Below are 17,170 nucleotides of genomic sequence, written 5' to 3'. Positions count from 1 at the left end.
CACCCACATCAAAGCTCTTGGCGGGTGCAATGGTTTGAGTTTGCCACGTGTAGCTCGATTGGCTGTGAAGGTTAGCTCAAAGAGCCTATGTGCTGCGGCGTTAAGTGGGCTGGTGCGTTGCTGCATCTGCACAATGGGGTGATTACATAAGGAGTGCTTGGATGTCGAGAATTTTGATGACTGCTGCTGCCAGTGCACTGGCCTGCGCGGCCTTGCTGGCGGGCTGTGACCAGAGCAAGGCCCCCGCAGCATCAGCCCCGGTTGGTGCGTCTGTACCTGCACCAACCCCTGTACGAGCCGCAGCCACTGCTACGCCTGAGCAAGCTCCTGAGGCGACCGTCCAGCTCGTGCCCAATCCCGCGATTGAGCAAGTGCGCGTGTTGCATGTGGCCAAGGATGGCGAAGAAGCTCTGGCCAGTCTGAAAAGCATGGAAGGCAAATATCGCTGGGATGGCGTGGATTATCTGAAAACCGGCGTGCTGGCTGAGCGCCTGAAGGCGCTGACGGGCAAGCACTATGAAACCCTGCTCCGCAATCTGGAGACCGTGGGCCCGCTGGAGACGCAGGACAATATGCTGACCGTGTTTGGCAACCGCCAGCGCATGGGCGGCGAAGAGGCGGCAGGCGTGGTGATTGACCCGGCTCGCAACGGCTTGCGCATCTGGCTGCTGACGGACGGCAAACAGATCGTGTTTACCGATGTGGATGGCGCAGACATTCAATGGCCCAAGGATATGCAGGCCTTGATTGCCAATCAGTTGCCTGAGGGCTGAGCGAGCAAACGCCAAGTTCAGCAGAATGCAGGCATTCGGCGGTTATCAACTGCTGATGACCTGCAGATCACTTGCTTACTAACGGCGCTCCCGCGCTGTCTGTTGCATGGCCTTTTTTATCTGCTCAAACCGGCTTCCTTCGGGTAGCAGTGCGGCTGCGGTTTCGCCCTTGTGACCCTTGGTATTGGGGTTGGCACCCTCAGCCAAAAGGGTGTAAATCGCGTCGGGGCCGGTGGTTTCATCTTGGGCGTGATTCATCAGCGGCGTCCAGCCTTTGTTGTCACGCGCTTCGATGTCCGCTCCTGCAGCGAGTAAAAGGCGAATCGCTGTGGGGTCTGCAATCAGGTGCAGCAATGTCTCACCAGCGGCATTGCGTGTATTGGGGGCGGCTCCGTTGGCCAGCAGCAGCGCCAAAATTTCGGGTGAAAAAATCACGGCTTGTTGCAAGAAAGTCGGCCAGCCGTCAGCGGTGCGCGATGCCGCCAAACGGGGCTCCTGTTTGAGAAGCTGGCGTACTTTTTCAACTTCACCATTCATCACCGCAGCGGAGAAAGTTTCGGCTTGGGGCAATACCTGCGCGAGAGTAGGAGTGGTGGAAAGCATCAGGACAACTGCGGCAATGGCTTGGAGTTGGTGGCTGAACATCGTATGGAGGCGTGCTTTCGTGAAAAAGCCCGACAGACCTGTATCTGCAGGGCTTTTCATTGGGCGGCTATTCCAATCAGCTGCGCGCCAGCACCACGCCGGGGTTCATGATGCCTTGCGGATCCAGTGCATTTTTGATAGCGCGCATCATTTGCAGGGCCACGGGGGACTGGTATTTTTCCAGCTTATCGGTCTTGAGTGCGCCCACGCCATGCTCGGCGGAGAAGGAGCCGCCAAAGGCATCGACTGCTTCATAAACCAAGTGGTTCACCAGCGCTTCTTTCTCGCGCAGAAACTGCTTGCCGTCCAAACCTTCGGGCACTTGCACGTTGTAGTGCAGATTGCCGTCGCCCAGATGGCCGAAGTTAACCAGACGCACGCCAGCAATTTCGCGCTTGAGCACTTCATCGGCATGGGCCACAAAGGCCGGAATGCGCGATGCGGCAATCGAGATGTCGTGCTTGATGTTCAGGCCTTCTTCGGCCTGCGCCAGCGGAATGCTCTCGCGGATATGCCACAGGTCGTGGGCTTGGGCCAGGCTCTCGGCCACGACGGCGTTGACTACGCAGCCATCTTCAAAAGCGAGTTCAAGCAGGTGCTCAAAGCGCAGGCGGGCATGTTGCTCGGACTCGCTGTCGCTGTTTTCCAGCAGCACGCAATAAGGCGCTTCGTCGCCCATGTCGGTAAACGGAACGCGCAGTTGCGGCATGTGCTTCACGACCAGGCTCAGCGCAAACTGGCCCATGACTTCAAAACCCGTCAGGCCTGCTCCCAAGTGTTGATGCGCCAGCCCCAGCAGGCGAACTGCGGCTTCCATGCTGGGCACGGCGGCGAAAGCGGTGAGCTGGGCGGCTGGCTGGGGGAACAGCTTCATAGTGGCGGCGGTGATGATGCCCAGCGTGCCTTCGCTGCCGATAAACAGGTCGCGCAGGTCATAGCCGGTGTTGTCTTTGCGCAGGCCCTTGAGGCCGTCCCAGACCTCACCCTGCGGTGTGACGACTTCCAGACCCAAACACAAATCACGCGTATTTCCATAGCGCACTACCTGCGTGCCGCCTGCGTTGGAGCCTAAATTGCCACCAATGGTGCAACTGCCTTCAGCAGCTAGCGACAAGGGAAAGAGCAGTCCTTGCTTATCGGCCAGTTCTTGCAGGTTTTGCAAAATGCAGCCCGCTTCAACGGTGAAGGTCAGGTTGTCTTTGTCGATGGAGCGAATTTGGTTCAGGCGCGTGAGGTTCAGCACCACCTGCTGGCCGCTGTTATCTGGCGTGGAGCCCACTGACAGGCCGGTGTTGCCGCCTTGCGGCACGATTTGCACGCCTGCGGCAGCGCAGGCCTTGACCACCGCCGCCACTTCAGCGGTGTTGCCGGGGCGCACCACGGCTAGCGACTTGCCGTGCACGCGCTTGCGCCAGTCTTGCTCGTAGGCGGACAGATCGCCCTCGGTCAGCACATGGGCGGCGCCGATGGTTTGGCGCAGGGAATCAAGCAAGGCAGTGGTAGTCATGGCAGGCGTAAGAGAAATCAGGGAAACAAGACGAATCCTAAGCCTGTAAGCCTAGGGCATGGCAGACTTGGCAACAATCGAAATAAATTACTTGGTTATGTCAGTTTTTCCGAATAATGTAAGTCTGCGCCAGCTGCGCGCCTTTGATGAGGTGGCGCGGCAAGGGGCGTTTGCCCCGGCGGCGCGGGAGTTGTGTTTAACGCAGTCGGCCTTGTCTGAGTCCATTCGCCAGCTTGAAGAGGCGCTAGGTATGCGCTTGTTTGACCGCACCACGCGCACCGTGGGCTTAACCAGCGCAGGGCAGGCCTTTTTGGTGGATGTACGCCAGGCGTTTGACACGCTGGAGCAAGGCTTTCAAAACCTGGGCGACTTGGTGGCCCTGCGCCGGGGCAAGGTGCGCATTGCGGCGGCGCCATCGGTGCTGGCTGTGCTACTGCTGCCGGTGTTGCCGGCTTTGCGGGCGCAGCACCCAGGCATTGAGATTGACCTGATTGAAGACAGTGCGGAAGGCATTGCCCAGCGCGTGCAAGCCGGGCTGGTGGATTTTGGAGTGGGCGCGGCCCATCCGGCGGGCGGTGATTTGCTGACGCAGCCGCTGGTAAGTGATGCGATGGGTTTGGTGGCCCGGGCTGATGAGCCTTTGCTGCATGCCAAGCGGCTGGTGGCGGCTGATCTGGCTCACCTGCCTTTTGTGGGGCTGACCACCGATACCGCCATTAGCCAGTTGCTGGCTGCAGCACCCGGTATGCCGCAAAACGTGCTGCAACCGGCGCTGCGCTTGTCTAACCCGCAACTGCTCTTTGAAGCGGTGAGCTTGGGGCTGGGCGTGACGATTGTTCCGGCGCTGACGGCGCGGCATCCAGCCTTAGGGCATTTGGGTTTTCGTCTAATCGATGAGCCGCATATTGTGCGCCGCACGCTGCTGATTCAGCGCCCGCGCCGGGCTTTGTCACCTGCAGCACAACTGCTGTTTGATGCGCTGGCTGCACAGCTCAAGACACTTGCGCGTTACGACGGCATTGCGCCGGATTAAGCAGCAGCGTTTGTGGTTGCTGCATTCGTGGAGTTGGCAGCGTGTGCAGCTATCGCAGCTTTAGCCGCTTTCTGGCGCAGGCGCACATGGGCCGCGCAGGCAATAAACAGCAGCACGCACAGCGCCACCTCAATCAGTGCAAGCCAGCGGCTGGGGGCCGGGTCGCTCCAAGCGCGCACCACGCCTTCGGTGAAGTACATCCACACCAGCAGGCTCATCCAGCGATAGGTGTACATGCGGCGCTTGAGCAAACCAATCACCGCAAAAGCCAGCGGCGCGGCTTTAAGAAACAGCAATGTGCCGCCCGGGCGGATAGGGGCTAACCACAGCTCCCACGCCACACACAGCGCCATGAGCGCAAGCAAGCTGCCCACAGCCAGCCAGCGCGTGGCAGCCACATCGGCGGCGGGCTGATTGATTGGTGAGCAAGTGTTTGAAGAGGCGTGGGAGGAGGGGGCGTCGGTCATAGCAATGGCATCATATCGACCATGGCCGCTTCCTTTGAATTCAGATTTTTTCTTTTGGCGCTTGCGTTTGATTTTTCGCAGGCCCGTGACTTCTTTTTCCCCTTTTTTGGCGCGAAAGGAGTGCGTTCATGAAGAAGAATGACCGGACTGGTTTTTGGTCGGCGCTAGAAGGCAAGGCTGCAGACGCTGCACCCGCTCAAGGGAACGCGCCGCATCAATCTTCGTGGGCACCTACTGCTGAGCCGCCTTGGCGCCAAGAGCCCAGTCTGAATGAGCCCAGCGTTCAAGAACCACGCTTTCAAGTACCACGTTTTCAAGAGCCACAGCTTGATGCGGTACAGCTCGAATCCGCCAAGCCTGCGCCATTAAATTCCGCTGCGCCATTGACTCCACCTGCGCCGCCGATGGCATCGTTTGGCCAAGCTGCGCAACGCTGGACGCGTTACGCCCCTCATTCAATGCCAAACAGCTCTGAAAGGCCTGAAGTCAAGGTCAATCAAGGAGGAGCTGCTTCTGTTTCAGGAGTGGCAACTGCGCCAGTCTATAAATTGGGTAAGGCCAAGCAGCTGTTTGCGGCTTGCAAAGATGTGGCTGGACGCATTCCCAAACCTCACATGCCCAGCAAGCAAGAGGTCAAAGACGAATTTCACCGCAAAAGCCGCCGTGTGCAGCAACGCCTGCGCACCTTTCCGTGGCACAACACGGCGCAGGTTTTGCGCGCCCGTTTTAAGGAAGACCGCTTGGGCGTAACAGCCAGCAGTCTCACCTTCACATCGCTGCTGGCGCTGGTGCCATTTTTTACGGTGGCGCTGGCTTTGTTTACGGCTTTTCCCATCTTTGGCAAAGCGCAAAACGTACTCGAGCGCTGGCTGATGGATAGCCTGATCCCCGAGACCATTGCGCGGCAGGTGCAGGGCTATCTCACGCAGTTTGCGTCCAAGGCTAGCCAGCTTGGCTTGGTTGGCTTTTCGATTTTGATCGTCACGGCGGTGATGCTGATCCTCACGATTGATCGCACGCTCAACAATATCTGGCGCGTGCGGCAGTTGCGCCCGCTGGGTCAGCGGGTGCTGATTTACTGGGCTGCCATCACGCTGGGTCCGCTGCTGCTGGGCCTGAGTTTGGTGCTGTCTTCGTATGTCATGTCGGCCTCTAAAGGCTTGGTCGATGCGCTACCTGGTAGCCTGCGCTTTGTGTTCGACTCCATTGAGTTTGTAGTGCTGGCTGCAGGCATGGCCGGGCTCTATCACTACGTGCCCAACACACCTGTGCGCTGGCGCGATGCTTGGGTGGGCGGCGTGTTTGTGGCGGTGTTCATGGAGGTGGCCAAAAAGCTGCTGGGCATTTACCTGTCATCCGTGCCCACCTACTCGGTGATTTACGGCGCATTTGCCACCTTGCCCATTTTGCTCATTTGGATGTATGTCGCTTGGAGCATTGTGTTGACCGGCGCCTTGGTCACTGCCTACCTGCCCACGGTGCTCAGCGGAGTGGAGCGGATGACCGGTCACAAAGGCTGGCAGTTTGAGCTGGCGGTTGAGGTGTTGCAATGCCTTGCCAAAGAGCGCGAGTTGCCCCACAAAGGCTTGTTTGTGCGCCAGCTCTCTAGGCGCTTGCGCATAGAGGAATCGCAAATTCAGCCCGTGCTGCAGGCCTTGGCCCAGCTCGATTGGGTAGGTGCCGTGCAGCCACCAGATGCCTATGTATCGCTAGAGAGCACAGAGCCCCGTTATGTATTGCTGGTGGAGCCACAAGCCACATTGATCGAGCCGCTGGTCGAGTTGCTGCTGCTGCAGCCATCCGAAGCAGTGCAGCCGCTGTGGCAGCGCGCAGGGCTTAACGCCATGACGATGGCGCAGCTGATTGCAGCGCCCATAAAAGATATTAATAGCGGTGATAAAAAATAATCAAACTCTATGAATAGCCTGCGTGATTAGTTAGTTATTTGATAGTGAGTGCGGGCTTCTTTTGGGAGGCGTTGCACAATCGCTTAACTACTCATTCGCCCGATGGGCTGAGACCTTATGCCGGTCCAGCCTTCGGGCGAATTTCATTCCAGCCTACAAATTCAGTCAGAGCTTGGCTCTACGCTGCGTTTTGTTGCATATTATTTTTTGATATTTATGAGCCAATCTGTTTTGGGCCAACCGGTCACTCAAGCCTGGCAGCAGCGAAGTCTGGCCCACATGCTGCAAGCGCGCGTTGCAGCCACGCCAGATTTACCTGCTTATCGTGAGTTCGCTGCCAAAGACCAGCCTTGGACTCAGCTGAGCTGGGCGCAGGCCGGTGCTGCTGTCATGCAGTTTCGCGCTGCTTTGCAGCAAAGCGGGATCCAGCATGGCGAGCGCATCGGCATTTGGCTGCCCAACAGCATCAACGCGATGTGCGCCGATCAAGGCGCCCTGCAAATGGGCGCGATCGCAGTGCCTGTGCACACCACAGACAACCCGGCCAGCATTGCCTATATTTTTGATAACGCCGAAATCAGCTTGCTGGTGCTGAGCAGTCTGAGCCAGTGGCAGCGCCTGCGCGCCACAGACTACGCCATGCCCAGCTTGCATACCGTGGTGGTGGCAGATGGAGTGCCGCCAACGTCGAGCATTGAAGGTCAGCCTCTTGTTGTAGATCAGCCGCGTCTGCTGTCGCTGGCAGACTGGCTGCAAGAGGGCGCCGCGATGGTCGCGCAGCCTGCCCCGGCTTTGCCAGAGCCCGGTGATGTGGCGGCCATCGTCTACACCTCGGGCACGACCGGCAAGCCCAAGGGCGTGATGCTGACCCACGCCAATGTGATGGCCAATGTGTCGGACTTTGCCCAGCGCGTGCAGCCGCGTCAGGACGATCGATTTTTGTCGTTTTTGCCGCTCTCCCACACCTTTGAGCGCACCGTGGGCTACTACTTGTCTATTGCCAGTGGCGCTTGCACTGCTTATGCGCGCTCAGCTGCTTTGCTGATGCAAGACATGCAGACGGAAAAGCCCACCATCCTCGTTTGTGTGCCCCGTATTTATGAGCGCGTGCACGCCAAGATGCTCGAGAAAATTCTGGCGGGCCCCGAGGCTGAGCGTCAGGCTTTTGAAGCGGCGGTGGAGTGGGGCTGGGCTAACTTCTGTGCGCGTCAAGATATTACCGATCTGCACAAGCACGATGCAGATTTGATTGGCACTCCCGCCCCTGCAGCCCACGCGCAGCTTGGTCAGCAGATTGCCCAGATGTTTGGTGGCTGTGTGCGCATGGCCATTACAGGCGGCGCTGCTATTCCGCAAAGCACGGCCCGCGCCTTTTTGGCGCTGGATGTGCCGCTGCTGCAGGGTTACGGCATGACGGAGACAACGCCCGTGATCTCCGTTGTTACGCTCGATAGCAACGACCCCGCGACAGTAGGCGCGCCCCTGCCCAGCGTTGAAATTCGCATCGGTGAGCAGCATGAGCTACAGGTGCGCGGTGCGACGGTGATGAAGGGCTACTGGAAGCGCCCTGAGGAAACGGCCGCCGCTTTTACGCAAGACGGCTGGTTGCGCACCGGCGATCAGGCTGAGTTGGTCAAGGGCCGCATTCGCATCAAGGGTCGCTTAAAGGAACTCATCGTCACCTCGACTGGCGAGAAAATCTCGCCCACCGATTTGGAGCAATCGATGCTGGCCGATCCCTTAATCGAGCAAATCATGGTGCTGGGCGATCACCGCCCCTATGTGAGCGCGATTGCGGTGTTGAGTGAGGAAAACTGGCCCTTGTTTGCCAAAGACAATGGCTGGGATGCAAGCGAGCCTGAAACGTTGCGCCAACCCGCTGTGGTGCAAACCATGCTCAAGCGCTTGCAGGCCTTGTGCGCAGATTTCCCAAGCTACGCCCAGCCGCGTGCGCTGCTGCTAACGCTGGAGCCTTGGAGTGTGGAAAACCAATTGCTGACCCCTACGATGAAGGTCAAGCGCCAGCCTATTTTGGCGCGCTACGCTCAAGAAGTTGAGAGCATTTACGGCAATCGCCGCATGGGCTAAGTCAGCTCTTGCCCATCAAAAAACGGACCTTAAGGGTCCGTTTTTTGATGGGGCTACATCTTGATGCGCCCGAGCAAAATATCGCGCCACATCATCCAGTCGCCCATGAAGCTGTAGAGCGGGCGTTTAAAGCTGGCGGGGCGGTTTTTCTCAAAACCGAAATGCCCCACCCAGGCAAAGGCATAGCCGCAGATCAGGCCTGCCAGTAAATACCACCAGTCCCCAGTCAGAAACAGCACCAGTAAAAAGCCCAGCGACAAACTGCTGCCTATGAAGTGCAGTCGCCTGCAGGTGGTGTCGCGGTGCTCACCCAGATAAAAAGGGTAGAACTCAGCAAAGCTTTTGAACTGGCGCGGGTCAAAAGTGGCGGCTGCGGCAGTAGCCGTGTCGCCCTCTCTTTCGGTGCTCGTGTTTTGAGACATGGCAAGCCTCAGTTTGATGAGATTTTTTCTTATACCGCCGAGCGTGCGAAAGGGTTAGCGGGTAATTGCGCGGCTGCTCCGTTTGATCGTTAAACGTTAAAAGCCGCTACGGGCGTTGGCAAAGTCAACTAGATCGGCTGGGTAGTGGGGCAGGTCGCGTAGCGCAACATCATCCCAGCCGTAGAGCACCGACAAGGCCCCCACCTCCAGCGCCCAGAAAAACGTGCCCAGCCAAAGCTTGCCTTTCTTTTGCTGCGAGGGTGACAAGCGCAAAAAATCAGCGTATTGGGTTTGCACATAGGCCACCAATGGCTCGGGTGATGGCTCGCCGAGCAGCTCGAAAAACGGCAGCAGCGCGCCATAGGGGCGGGGGTGGAACAGGGTCTCGTTGACCTCTTGAACCTCAATTGCGGCGGCGCTTAGATAGTCGAGCAGGCGGTCTGTATCAAAGGCCAGCACTTGCTCGACGATGGCAGGGATTTCTTCAGGTGCATCTAGCAGCACAGCCAACGCCATCAGGATGACGGCGTATTTGTATTCGGCGCTGCGGGCGTTGATGGGGGCGGGCACGCCGTAGTCCTCGCCCGTGGTTTGACTCATGCTGGCGCGCGCGTGGTGGGCCACAGCGGCGGTGTCTTTCCACAGCGCCACAGTCTCCAGATAAATGGGGCGCAGCACATTGCCGGGGAGGCCCAGATCAAGGCCGTAGATCAGCAAATGGCAGGCCTCTTGCCCGGCAGCCTGCCAGCCCCAGTAGTTCTCCAGTGCAGCATGGGCTTGCAGCGCAAACGGGGTCTGGTAGCCGGGGCTATTGGTAAACCGCTGCAGCGTAGCCAGCGCCGCCTTCCAGTCGGCTTTTTTATCCGCCAGATTGAGAGCGCGGCGTGGGTTGAGGCTGGTCAGGGGGATTTGCTTCCAGCTCTGTAGGGCTTGGGTGAGCTGGTTGTCAAACATCAAAATTATGTGAGGTCAAGGCGAGGATTACGGGAGAGATATGTAAGGGTCAGATTACTTTGAAGGATTCCACTTCAAAGATCAGTGTGTCGGGATCAGATTTTTTCGTCATGCCCAGCTCTTTTTTTACATCGAACAGCTTGACCTGACCCGTCAGCAAGATGCGGGCTGGCGGCTTGATCTCGCGCAGCGCCTGTGCCTTGTCCAAGGGAACCACCACGGTCTGTGAAGACAACATGCCTTGCGGTGGCTTGGGCTGGTTGATGTCGAAATGCGAGAGGAACAGATATCGCTTAGCTAGTACAGCGGTTGCAGGGCTGGTAGGTCCTGCCAGCCAAGGTGTGAAGCCATCAAAAATAATGGGCATTTCTACCGATTTTCCAGCGTACTGCTTGCCCAGCTGGAAGTTGTCTAGATCAATATAAATCTGGTTTTGCACATGCTGCGCAGCAGGCGCACTGCTTGCAGCTTGTGGTGTGGCAAATGGAGGTGCGCTGGCAGTGCTGGCTGGAGCGTTGTTGCTGGGTGCGGCTTGAGCTGCTGGGGCTGAAACGGCTGGCGCTTCAGAGGGCATGAGCTCTTGCTTGAGCTTGACGGCGCCGAAAACAATGCCAATCAGCAAACCGATGAGGGACAGTATTTTGTAGACCGCATTTTTTTCTAGGTTCTCAAGCATGTGCATTTCCTAAGGTGATCAGTGGGTACGAAATGTTGTCAAAAAGTTATCAAGAATTCTTCAAGAAATCGTGAATGGCAAACAGCGTAGCGTCGGGCGATTCTGTCATCTGGTTGTGGCCGTTGGCGATGGTTTGTACTTTGACGATTTTGCCTGCCGCTTGCGCCGCGGCGATCAGGCCTTTGGCGGCTTTGGGCGGCGTCATCTGGTCTTGCTCGCCCAGCACAAACAAAACGGGGCAGGTAATTTTCGCCATGGCCGCATCGCCGCCCGCATAGCTATCGCAGGCGGTAAAGCCGGTGTGCAGCAAGTTGGTGTTTGCATTGCTAGCCAGCACGCGGCGGCCCAATGCCATACCGGCACCAAACACCCAGCTGCCTGCGCCATTAGGGGGCGCCAGCGTGGCGCGCGAGAAGGTGTTGACCTTCTGAATCGCTTTTTCTGGGGTATTCAAGGCAGATTCGAGCAGCGCGGGCGAGACCTTCATGGGAAAGGCCGTGCCGACCAGCACCAGATGGCTGATGCGTACTTTCAAAGTGGCTGCCGCTTCCATCGCGATCAAGCTGCCCCAGCTGTGGCCGATGAGGGCGGCTTGCTTTAAGCCCGCGGCATCCATCAGTTGGGCGATGAAGGCGGCTGCATCTTCCACCGTTTTTGGCGCCGCGCCAGCACTTTTGCAATGACCGGGCAGATCCAGCGCCAGCACATTGAAGCCGTGGTTGGCCATGTAGCGGCTTTGCAGCGCCCAGACGCTGTGATCGCACAGCACACCGTGGATGAAGATGGCGGTGGGCTTGGCAGCATCGAACGCTTTGCCGCCGGTGTAGGCATAAATTTGGGCTTTGTTAACTTCAAAAAACATAGCTATACCTGTATATGGAATAAGGACTGGAGGCTGTTTTTATTCAAAATAAGGCATGTACGCCATTTTTATGCCGCTTTCTCTGCAGCCTTCAGTGCTCGCTTCAAGTCATCAATGAGGTCATCTGCATCTTCCAGACCAATCGATAAACGAATCGTGCCTTGGCTGATACCGGCTTGCGCCAGCGCCTCGTCGCTCATACGGAAATGCGTGGTGCTGGCCGGGTGAATCACCAAAGAGCGGCAGTCGCCCACATTGGCAAGGTGGCTGAAAATCTTGAGCGCTTCGATAAAAGTCTTGCCCTGATTGCGGTTACCCGCAATGTCAAAGCTAAATACCGAGCCTGCACCGCGCGGCAGCAGTTTTTGGGCCAGTGCATAAGATGAATGCGACTCCAGCATCGGGTGGCCCACGCGGCTCACTAGCGGGTGGCTGGCCAAGAACTGCACAACGCGCTCGGTGTTCTTCATGTGCCGCTCCATGCGCAGTGGCAGGGTTTCGATGCCTTGCAGAATTAGCCAAGCGCTGTGCGGGCTCAGGCAGGCGCCAAAGTCGCGCAGGCCTTCGCGGCGGGCGCGCAGCAAGAAGGCGCCCACGGTCGATTCTTCGCTGAACACCATGTTGTGAAAGCCGTCGTAGGGCTCGGTCAGTTCGGGGAATTTGCCCGATTTTTCCCAGTCAAAACTGCCGCCATCCACCACCACACCGCCAATGATCGTGCCGTGGCCCGACAGGAATTTGGTCGCCGAGTGATAGACGATGTCTGCGCCATGTTTAAAGGGCTGCATCAGCCACGGCGAGGTGAGGGTGGAGTCCACCAGCAGGGGCACGCCCGAGTCGTGGGCTATTGAAGAAATGGTGGGGATGTCCAGTACATCGAGGCCGGGGTTGCCCACGGTTTCGCCAAAGAATAATTTGGTGTTGGGCCGCACGGCAGCGCGCCAGCCGTCGATGTCGCCGGGCTTGACGAAAGTGGTCTCAATGCCAAAGCGGCGCAGTGTGTAGTGCAGCAGGTTTTGCGATCCGCCATACAGCGCTGTGCTGGCCACAATGTGGCTGCCTGCGCCCATTAGCGTGGCAATGCTTAGGTGCAGCGCGGCCTGACCGCTGGCAACCGCAATCGCGCCCACGCCGCCTTCCAAGGCGGAAACGCGCTGCTCCAGCACCGCGTTGGTGGGATTGCTGATGCGGCTGTAGACATGGCCGGGTCGCTCTAGGTTAAAGAGGCTTGCTGCGTGATCACTAGATTCAAAAACAAAAGAGGTCGTCAGATGAATCGGCGTGGCGCGTGCGCCGGTGGCGGGGTCGGGCTGGGCGCCTGCGTGCAGGCTGAGGGTGTCAAAACCGGGGTCTGAATAGCCGGGCATGTGGGGTCTCCAATATTTTTGATGCTGCTTGGCGATCAGCATAAAGCGACTGTGCAAAAGTGCTGCACTTGTCGCGCACCAAGATGGTGAATTTCATGGATGACCCGTAGCCTACTTGCCTTGATTGGAGTGCAATGTGGGCTATATTTGCAGAGAATTTTTTGCATTTTGTGCGCTCAAGCCTTGCGCCTGAGCCATTCGGAGAACAGCAATGAAAGTAAGTGACATCCTGCGCGTCAAAGGCAACACCCTCTATACGGTGTCGCCCGATGAGAGCTTGGCTGCTGCGGTGCAGGTGATGTCGGATAAAGACATCGGCTCGCTGGTCGTGATGGAGCATGGCGATGTGGTGGGCATGCTCACCTTTCGCGAGGTGATTCAGGGCTTTGTGAAGGCTGGCGGCATTGAGCGTGCTTCGGTGCGTGGCGCCATGGACGATGCGCCCATGACCTGCACCATGGAAACCGACATGGACGAGGTGCGCCGCATGATGCTGGACCGCCACGCGCGCTACATGCCCGTGATGGACAAGCGCATGCTGATGGGCGTGATCTCGCTGTACGACGTGGCCAAGGCCGTGGTGGACAGCCAGAACTTTGAAAACCGCATGCTCAAGGCCTATATCCGCGATTGGCCCGAAGGCGAGCGCCAAGGCGCGGATTGATCGTTCGGTCTTTTTAGATACCAGCCCCGCTTGATGCGGGGTTTTGCTTTGTGTGGGGTTTGCTTTTGTGGGGCGGCTAAGAGCCGCTCTTAGAGTCGCTCTTAGTGGCGATGGCTAGCGCAACAGACTGCCAACGCTTTTAGTGCAAGCGGCGGCATACCCGCGGGCATAATCGACGGTCTATGAGCGGCAATACCTTCGGCACAATTTTCACGGTCACCAACTTTGGTGAATCCCACGGCCCAGCCATTGGCTGCGTGATTGACGGCTGCCCCCCGGGCATGGCCTTGAGCGAGGCAGATATCCAGTTTGATCTGGACCGCCGCCGCCCTGGCACCAGCAAGTTTGTCACCCAGCGCAACGAGCCCGATGCGGTCGAGATTCTCTCGGGCGTGTACGAGGGCAAGACCACGGGCACGCCGATTGCGCTGCTCATCCGCAATACCGACCAGCGCAGCAAGGACTACTCCAATATTGCGCAGAGCTTCCGTCCTGGCCACGCCGACTACGCTTACTTTCAAAAGTACGGTATTCGTGACCCACGCGGTGGTGGTCGTTCTTCCGCCCGCATGACAGCGCCCACCGTGGCTGCAGGAGCCGTGGCCAAAAAATGGCTCAAAGAAAAGTTCGGCACCGAGTTTCGCGCTTGCATGACGCAGATCGGCGAGCTGCCCATTGGCTTTGAAAGCTGGGAGCATGTGCCCCACAATCCCTTCTTCGCGCCTGTGGCTGATGTGACGCAGTTCGAAGACTATATGAACGATCTGCGCAAAAGCGGTGACTCTTGCGGCGCTGCGCTGCGCGTAAACGCCAGCAACATGCCTGTGGGCCTGGGTCAGCCTCTGTATGACCGTCTGGATGCCGACATTGCCTACGCCATGATGGGCTTGAATGCGGTCAAGGCTGTAGAGATTGGCGCAGGCTTTGACAGCGTGGCCCAGCGCGGCACCACACATGGCGACTCGCTCAGCCCCCAAGGCTTTCGCAGCAACAACGCGGGCGGCATTGTGGGAGGCATCAGCACGGGCCAAGATTTGGAAGTGCGCATTGGCATCAAGCCCACCAGTTCCATCATCACGCCGCGTGAATCAATTGACGTGCACGGCAATACCGCTGAAGTCATCACCAAGGGCCGCCACGACCCGTGCGTGGGCATTCGTGCAGCACCCATTGCCGAGGCACTGCTGGCGCTGGTTGTGATGGACCACGCCTTGCGCCACCGTGCGCAGAACGCCGATGTGGATTCGGGCCTGGCGCCCATCCCCGCTTCCGCTGCCTGACATTAAAAACACCAATTTGTGAGGTACAACCGGGGACTCAGGAGAGTCGTGATGGTTGTAGCAAACACAAAGCCCAATCAACGCCAGCCCCGCGCCTTGTCGCTGGGCTGGCGTTGTGCATTTCGAAGCATGACCGCAAGCGCTGCTGCGGCGATTATGGCGATAGTCTTATCTGCCTGTGGCGGTGGTGTCGTCAAGCCCGCAAGCATGGAGATCACCTTGCTGGGCTTCAATGACTTGCACGGCAATTTAGAGCCGCCCAAGCAGGCGGTAGCAGCGCAAAACGCGCAAGGTCACAGCGTTGCTGTACCCGCCGGCGGCGCGGCTTATCTGGCGCAGGCCATTGCCCAGCGGCGTGCGGCCAGTCGCCATGTGGCGGTGGTGACGGCGGGAGACATGATTGGTGCATCGCCCATCGTGTCATCACTGTTTCTGGATGAGCCCACTATTGAGGCTCTGAATCTGATGAAGGTGGATTTTGCCGCCACCGGCAACCACGAATACGACCAAGGCGCTGATGAGTTGCTGCGCATGCAAAACGGCGGCTGCGAGAAGTTCACCAGCAAAGAGCCTTGCCAGTTGAGCAAGCCCTTTCAAGGCGCGTCGTTTCAATACTTGGCAGCTAACACGATTCGAGATGACGGCAAGCCGCTGTTTCCCGCAACCGCCGTGAAGTTTTTTGAGCAAGATGGCTTGCGCATTGGCGTGGGTTTTATTGGTATGACGCTCAAGAACACGCCGAAGATGGTGCGCCCCAGTGGCGTCAAAGGCTTGAGCTTTACGTCTGAGGCGCTGACGGCCAATGCGCTCATCCCGCAACTGCGCGCCCAAGGTGCTGATGTGATTGTGGTGATGGTGCATGAGGGTGGCAGCACCACGTCGGGCCTACAGGAGAACAGCTGCCAAGGCTTGTCTGGCGACATCGTGCCGATTTTGGAGCAGCTCTCTGGCGAGGTGGATGTGGTGATCTCTGGTCACACGCACCGCGCTTACCTGTGTGACTACGCCAAGGTTAATCTTGGCAAGCCATTCTTGCTGACCAGTGGTGGCCTGTACGGCACGCTGTTGACGGAAGTGACGCTCACGGTAGATGGCAACACGCGCCGCGTAAGTCGCAAGTCTGCGCGCCAGCATATCGTGCAGGGCGAGGCCTATACCAGCAGCGCAGGCGTGGTGGCGCTGCAGCCGGACTTTCCGGCTTTTGATGCTGATGCCGATGTGGCGCAACTGGTGGCCCGCTACAAGGCCGCTGCCCAGCCCTTGGCGGCTGCGCCAGTAGGGCGACTGGCCTTGGCCGCTATGCGCACGTTGCAAAGCAGTGGCGAAAGTGTGATGGGTCGCGTGGTAGCCGACAGCATCTTGGCCGCGACGCAAGATGCGGCAGCGGGTGGTGCACAGCTGGCTTTTATGAATTCAGGCGGCGTGCGCGCTGATCTGCTGCCGGATGCCAGTGGCCAAGTGACCTATGGGCAGCTTTTCAGCGTTCAGCCTTTTGGCAATACGCTGATGGTGATGAGTCTGACGGGTGAGCAAATTCGGCAGGTATTGGAGCAGCAGTTCAACAGCGGCAGCAACACCGTAGCTGCGCCGCGCATCTTGCAGGTATCGCAGGGCTTTGGTTACCGATTCGATCTCAGCCAGAATGCCGGTCAGCGCGTGAGTGATATTCGCCTCCATGGCCAACTGCTCGACATGACTCAAAGCTACCGCGTAGGCCTGCAAAGTTATCTGGGTACGGGTGGCGACAACTTCAGCGTCTTTACCCAAGGCCGCGATGTGGTGGGCGGCATGCTGGACTTGGATGCGCTGGTTGAGTATGTGCGTACGCAGAGTTTGACGGCGCCTATGGCGCTGCCGCTGCAGGATCGAATTACGCTTGTTCAGTAGCAAAAATATTATAAAAATAGCTTGCAGTCATTTCAGTGAATGGACTTGTAGCTCTTAAATTAATAGCATTTAAATGCAAGCGCTAAACAAAAAAACCACCCGAGGGTGGCTTTTGTATTGAGCTGGCTTATGTCTATCAGGCCGCTGCAGGCTTCTTAGCTGACTTGGACTTGGGGCTACGCACTTCATCCATGATGTTGGTGAAGTCGTCCACATCCTCAAAGCTGCGGTACACGCTGGCAAAGCGGATATATCCCACTTTGTCCAGGCCCTTGAGTTCATCCATTACCAACTCGCCAAGGCGGCTGGAATCGATCTCGCGCAGGCCTAAGTTGAGCAGTTTGTCTTCAATGCGCTCGATGGAGTCATCGATCAGCGCCGTGCTCACCGGCCGCTTGCGCAGCGCAATCTGGAAGGAGCCTTGCAGCTTGGCGCGCTCGTACTCAATGCGGCGGCCATCTTTTTTGACCACAGTCGGAAAGCTGACCTCGGGCCGCTCATACGTTGTAAAGCGTTTTTCGCAGCCACCGCAGCGGCGGCGGCGGCGAATGAAGCCCCCATCTTCGGACTCACGCGTTTCGACAACTTGCGTGTCCGGGTTGCTGCAGAAGGGGCACTTCATGGTGTGTCAGAGCAGC

Annotated in this window: 16 protein-coding genes; 7 read left to right on the top strand and 9 right to left on the bottom strand. The window is 58.1% G+C overall.

The annotated features are described in order from the left end of the window. The first annotated feature begins 161 nt into the window (after positions 1 to 161). Positions 162 to 773: a hypothetical protein gene (locus tag KUF54_RS09280; protein WP_219342494.1), complete on the top strand. Its 612-nt coding sequence runs from the start codon at positions 162 to 164 to the stop codon at positions 771 to 773. 78 nt (positions 774 to 851) lie between these two features. Here the strand turns inward: KUF54_RS09280 and KUF54_RS09275 are convergent, their stop codons facing one another. Then, positions 852 to 1,478, bottom strand: a complete 627-nt coding sequence (locus tag KUF54_RS09275; protein WP_219342493.1) for an ankyrin repeat domain-containing protein — start codon at positions 1,476 to 1,478, stop codon at positions 852 to 854. Between the two features lie 16 nt (positions 1,479 to 1,494). Next, positions 1,495 to 2,925, bottom strand: coding sequence for an FAD-binding oxidoreductase (locus KUF54_RS09270; protein ID WP_219342492.1), 1,431 nt, complete (start codon positions 2,923 to 2,925; stop codon positions 1,495 to 1,497). 97 nt (positions 2,926 to 3,022) lie between these two features. On the opposite strand from KUF54_RS09270, the gene KUF54_RS09265 reads away from it, so the two are divergent. Next, positions 3,023 to 3,958, top strand: coding sequence for a LysR family transcriptional regulator (locus tag KUF54_RS09265; RefSeq protein ID WP_219342491.1), 936 nt, complete (start codon positions 3,023 to 3,025; stop codon positions 3,956 to 3,958). On the opposite strand, the gene KUF54_RS09260 is transcribed toward KUF54_RS09265, so the two are convergent. Next, a complete protein-coding gene (locus KUF54_RS09260) occupies positions 3,955 to 4,425 on the bottom strand; it encodes a DUF2069 domain-containing protein (RefSeq protein WP_219342490.1) in 471 nt (156 codons plus the stop codon). The genes KUF54_RS09265 and KUF54_RS09260 overlap by 4 nt on opposite strands. 614 nt (positions 4,426 to 5,039) lie before the next feature. Here KUF54_RS09260 and KUF54_RS09255 point away from each other — a divergent pair. Further along, the gene (locus KUF54_RS09255) at positions 5,040 to 6,332 is read left to right on the top strand and encodes a YhjD/YihY/BrkB family envelope integrity protein (RefSeq protein WP_370627606.1); all 1,293 of its coding nucleotides are present in this window, start codon (positions 5,040 to 5,042) and stop codon (positions 6,330 to 6,332) included. Between the two features lie 216 nt (positions 6,333 to 6,548). Further along, complete coding sequence (locus KUF54_RS09250; protein ID WP_219342488.1) at positions 6,549 to 8,420, top strand: long-chain fatty acid--CoA ligase; 1,872 nt, start codon at positions 6,549 to 6,551, stop codon at positions 8,418 to 8,420. A gap of 53 nt (positions 8,421 to 8,473) precedes the next feature. Here KUF54_RS09250 and KUF54_RS09245 read toward each other — a convergent pair whose 3' ends face one another. The 5 genes from KUF54_RS09245 to KUF54_RS09225 form a co-directional block, all read right to left on the bottom strand. Next, positions 8,474 to 8,842, bottom strand: a complete 369-nt coding sequence (locus KUF54_RS09245) for a DUF962 domain-containing protein (RefSeq protein WP_219342487.1) — start codon at positions 8,840 to 8,842, stop codon at positions 8,474 to 8,476. Positions 8,843 to 8,938: 96 nt separating this feature from the next. Continuing rightward, positions 8,939 to 9,796, bottom strand: a complete 858-nt coding sequence (locus KUF54_RS09240) for a PoNe immunity protein domain-containing protein (RefSeq protein WP_219342486.1) — start codon at positions 9,794 to 9,796, stop codon at positions 8,939 to 8,941. Positions 9,797 to 9,845: 49 nt separating this feature from the next. Continuing rightward, positions 9,846 to 10,472, bottom strand: coding sequence for a hypothetical protein (locus tag KUF54_RS09235; protein ID WP_219342485.1), 627 nt, complete (start codon positions 10,470 to 10,472; stop codon positions 9,846 to 9,848). A 49-nt stretch (positions 10,473 to 10,521) separates the two neighbouring features. Next, positions 10,522 to 11,334, bottom strand: a complete 813-nt coding sequence (locus KUF54_RS09230) for an alpha/beta fold hydrolase (protein WP_219342484.1) — start codon at positions 11,332 to 11,334, stop codon at positions 10,522 to 10,524. Between the two features lie 68 nt (positions 11,335 to 11,402). Then, positions 11,403 to 12,701, bottom strand: coding sequence for an O-acetylhomoserine aminocarboxypropyltransferase (locus tag KUF54_RS09225; protein ID WP_219342483.1), 1,299 nt, complete (start codon positions 12,699 to 12,701; stop codon positions 11,403 to 11,405). A gap of 211 nt (positions 12,702 to 12,912) precedes the next feature. Between KUF54_RS09225 and KUF54_RS09220 the strand changes: the two genes are divergently transcribed. From KUF54_RS09220 to KUF54_RS09210, 3 genes are all read left to right on the top strand, one after another. After that, positions 12,913 to 13,365 carry a CBS domain-containing protein gene (locus KUF54_RS09220; RefSeq protein WP_219342482.1) on the top strand — a complete coding sequence of 151 codons (453 nt, stop codon included), beginning with the start codon at positions 12,913 to 12,915 and terminating at the stop codon, positions 13,363 to 13,365. 182 nt (positions 13,366 to 13,547) lie between these two features. After that, positions 13,548 to 14,645 carry a chorismate synthase gene (gene aroC, locus KUF54_RS09215; protein WP_219342481.1) on the top strand — a complete coding sequence of 366 codons (1,098 nt, stop codon included), beginning with the start codon at positions 13,548 to 13,550 and terminating at the stop codon, positions 14,643 to 14,645. 51 nt (positions 14,646 to 14,696) lie between these two features. Next, the gene (locus KUF54_RS09210; protein ID WP_219342480.1) at positions 14,697 to 16,532 is read left to right on the top strand and encodes a bifunctional UDP-sugar hydrolase/5'-nucleotidase; all 1,836 of its coding nucleotides are present in this window, start codon (positions 14,697 to 14,699) and stop codon (positions 16,530 to 16,532) included. A 136-nt stretch (positions 16,533 to 16,668) separates the two neighbouring features. On the opposite strand, the gene nrdR is transcribed toward KUF54_RS09210, so the two are convergent. Continuing rightward, positions 16,669 to 17,154 (bottom strand): transcriptional regulator NrdR, encoded by a 486-nt coding sequence (gene nrdR, locus KUF54_RS09205; protein WP_219342479.1) that lies wholly within the window; start codon positions 17,152 to 17,154, stop codon positions 16,669 to 16,671. Positions 17,155 to 17,170: the final 16 nt, after the last annotated feature.

Source organism: Comamonas sp. Y33R10-2, from assembly GCF_019355935.1.
Taxonomy (GTDB): Bacteria; Pseudomonadota; Gammaproteobacteria; order Burkholderiales; family Burkholderiaceae_C; genus Comamonas.
Note: the sequence above shows the minus strand (reverse complement) of the source record. Positions and strands in the feature narration are given on the sequence as shown.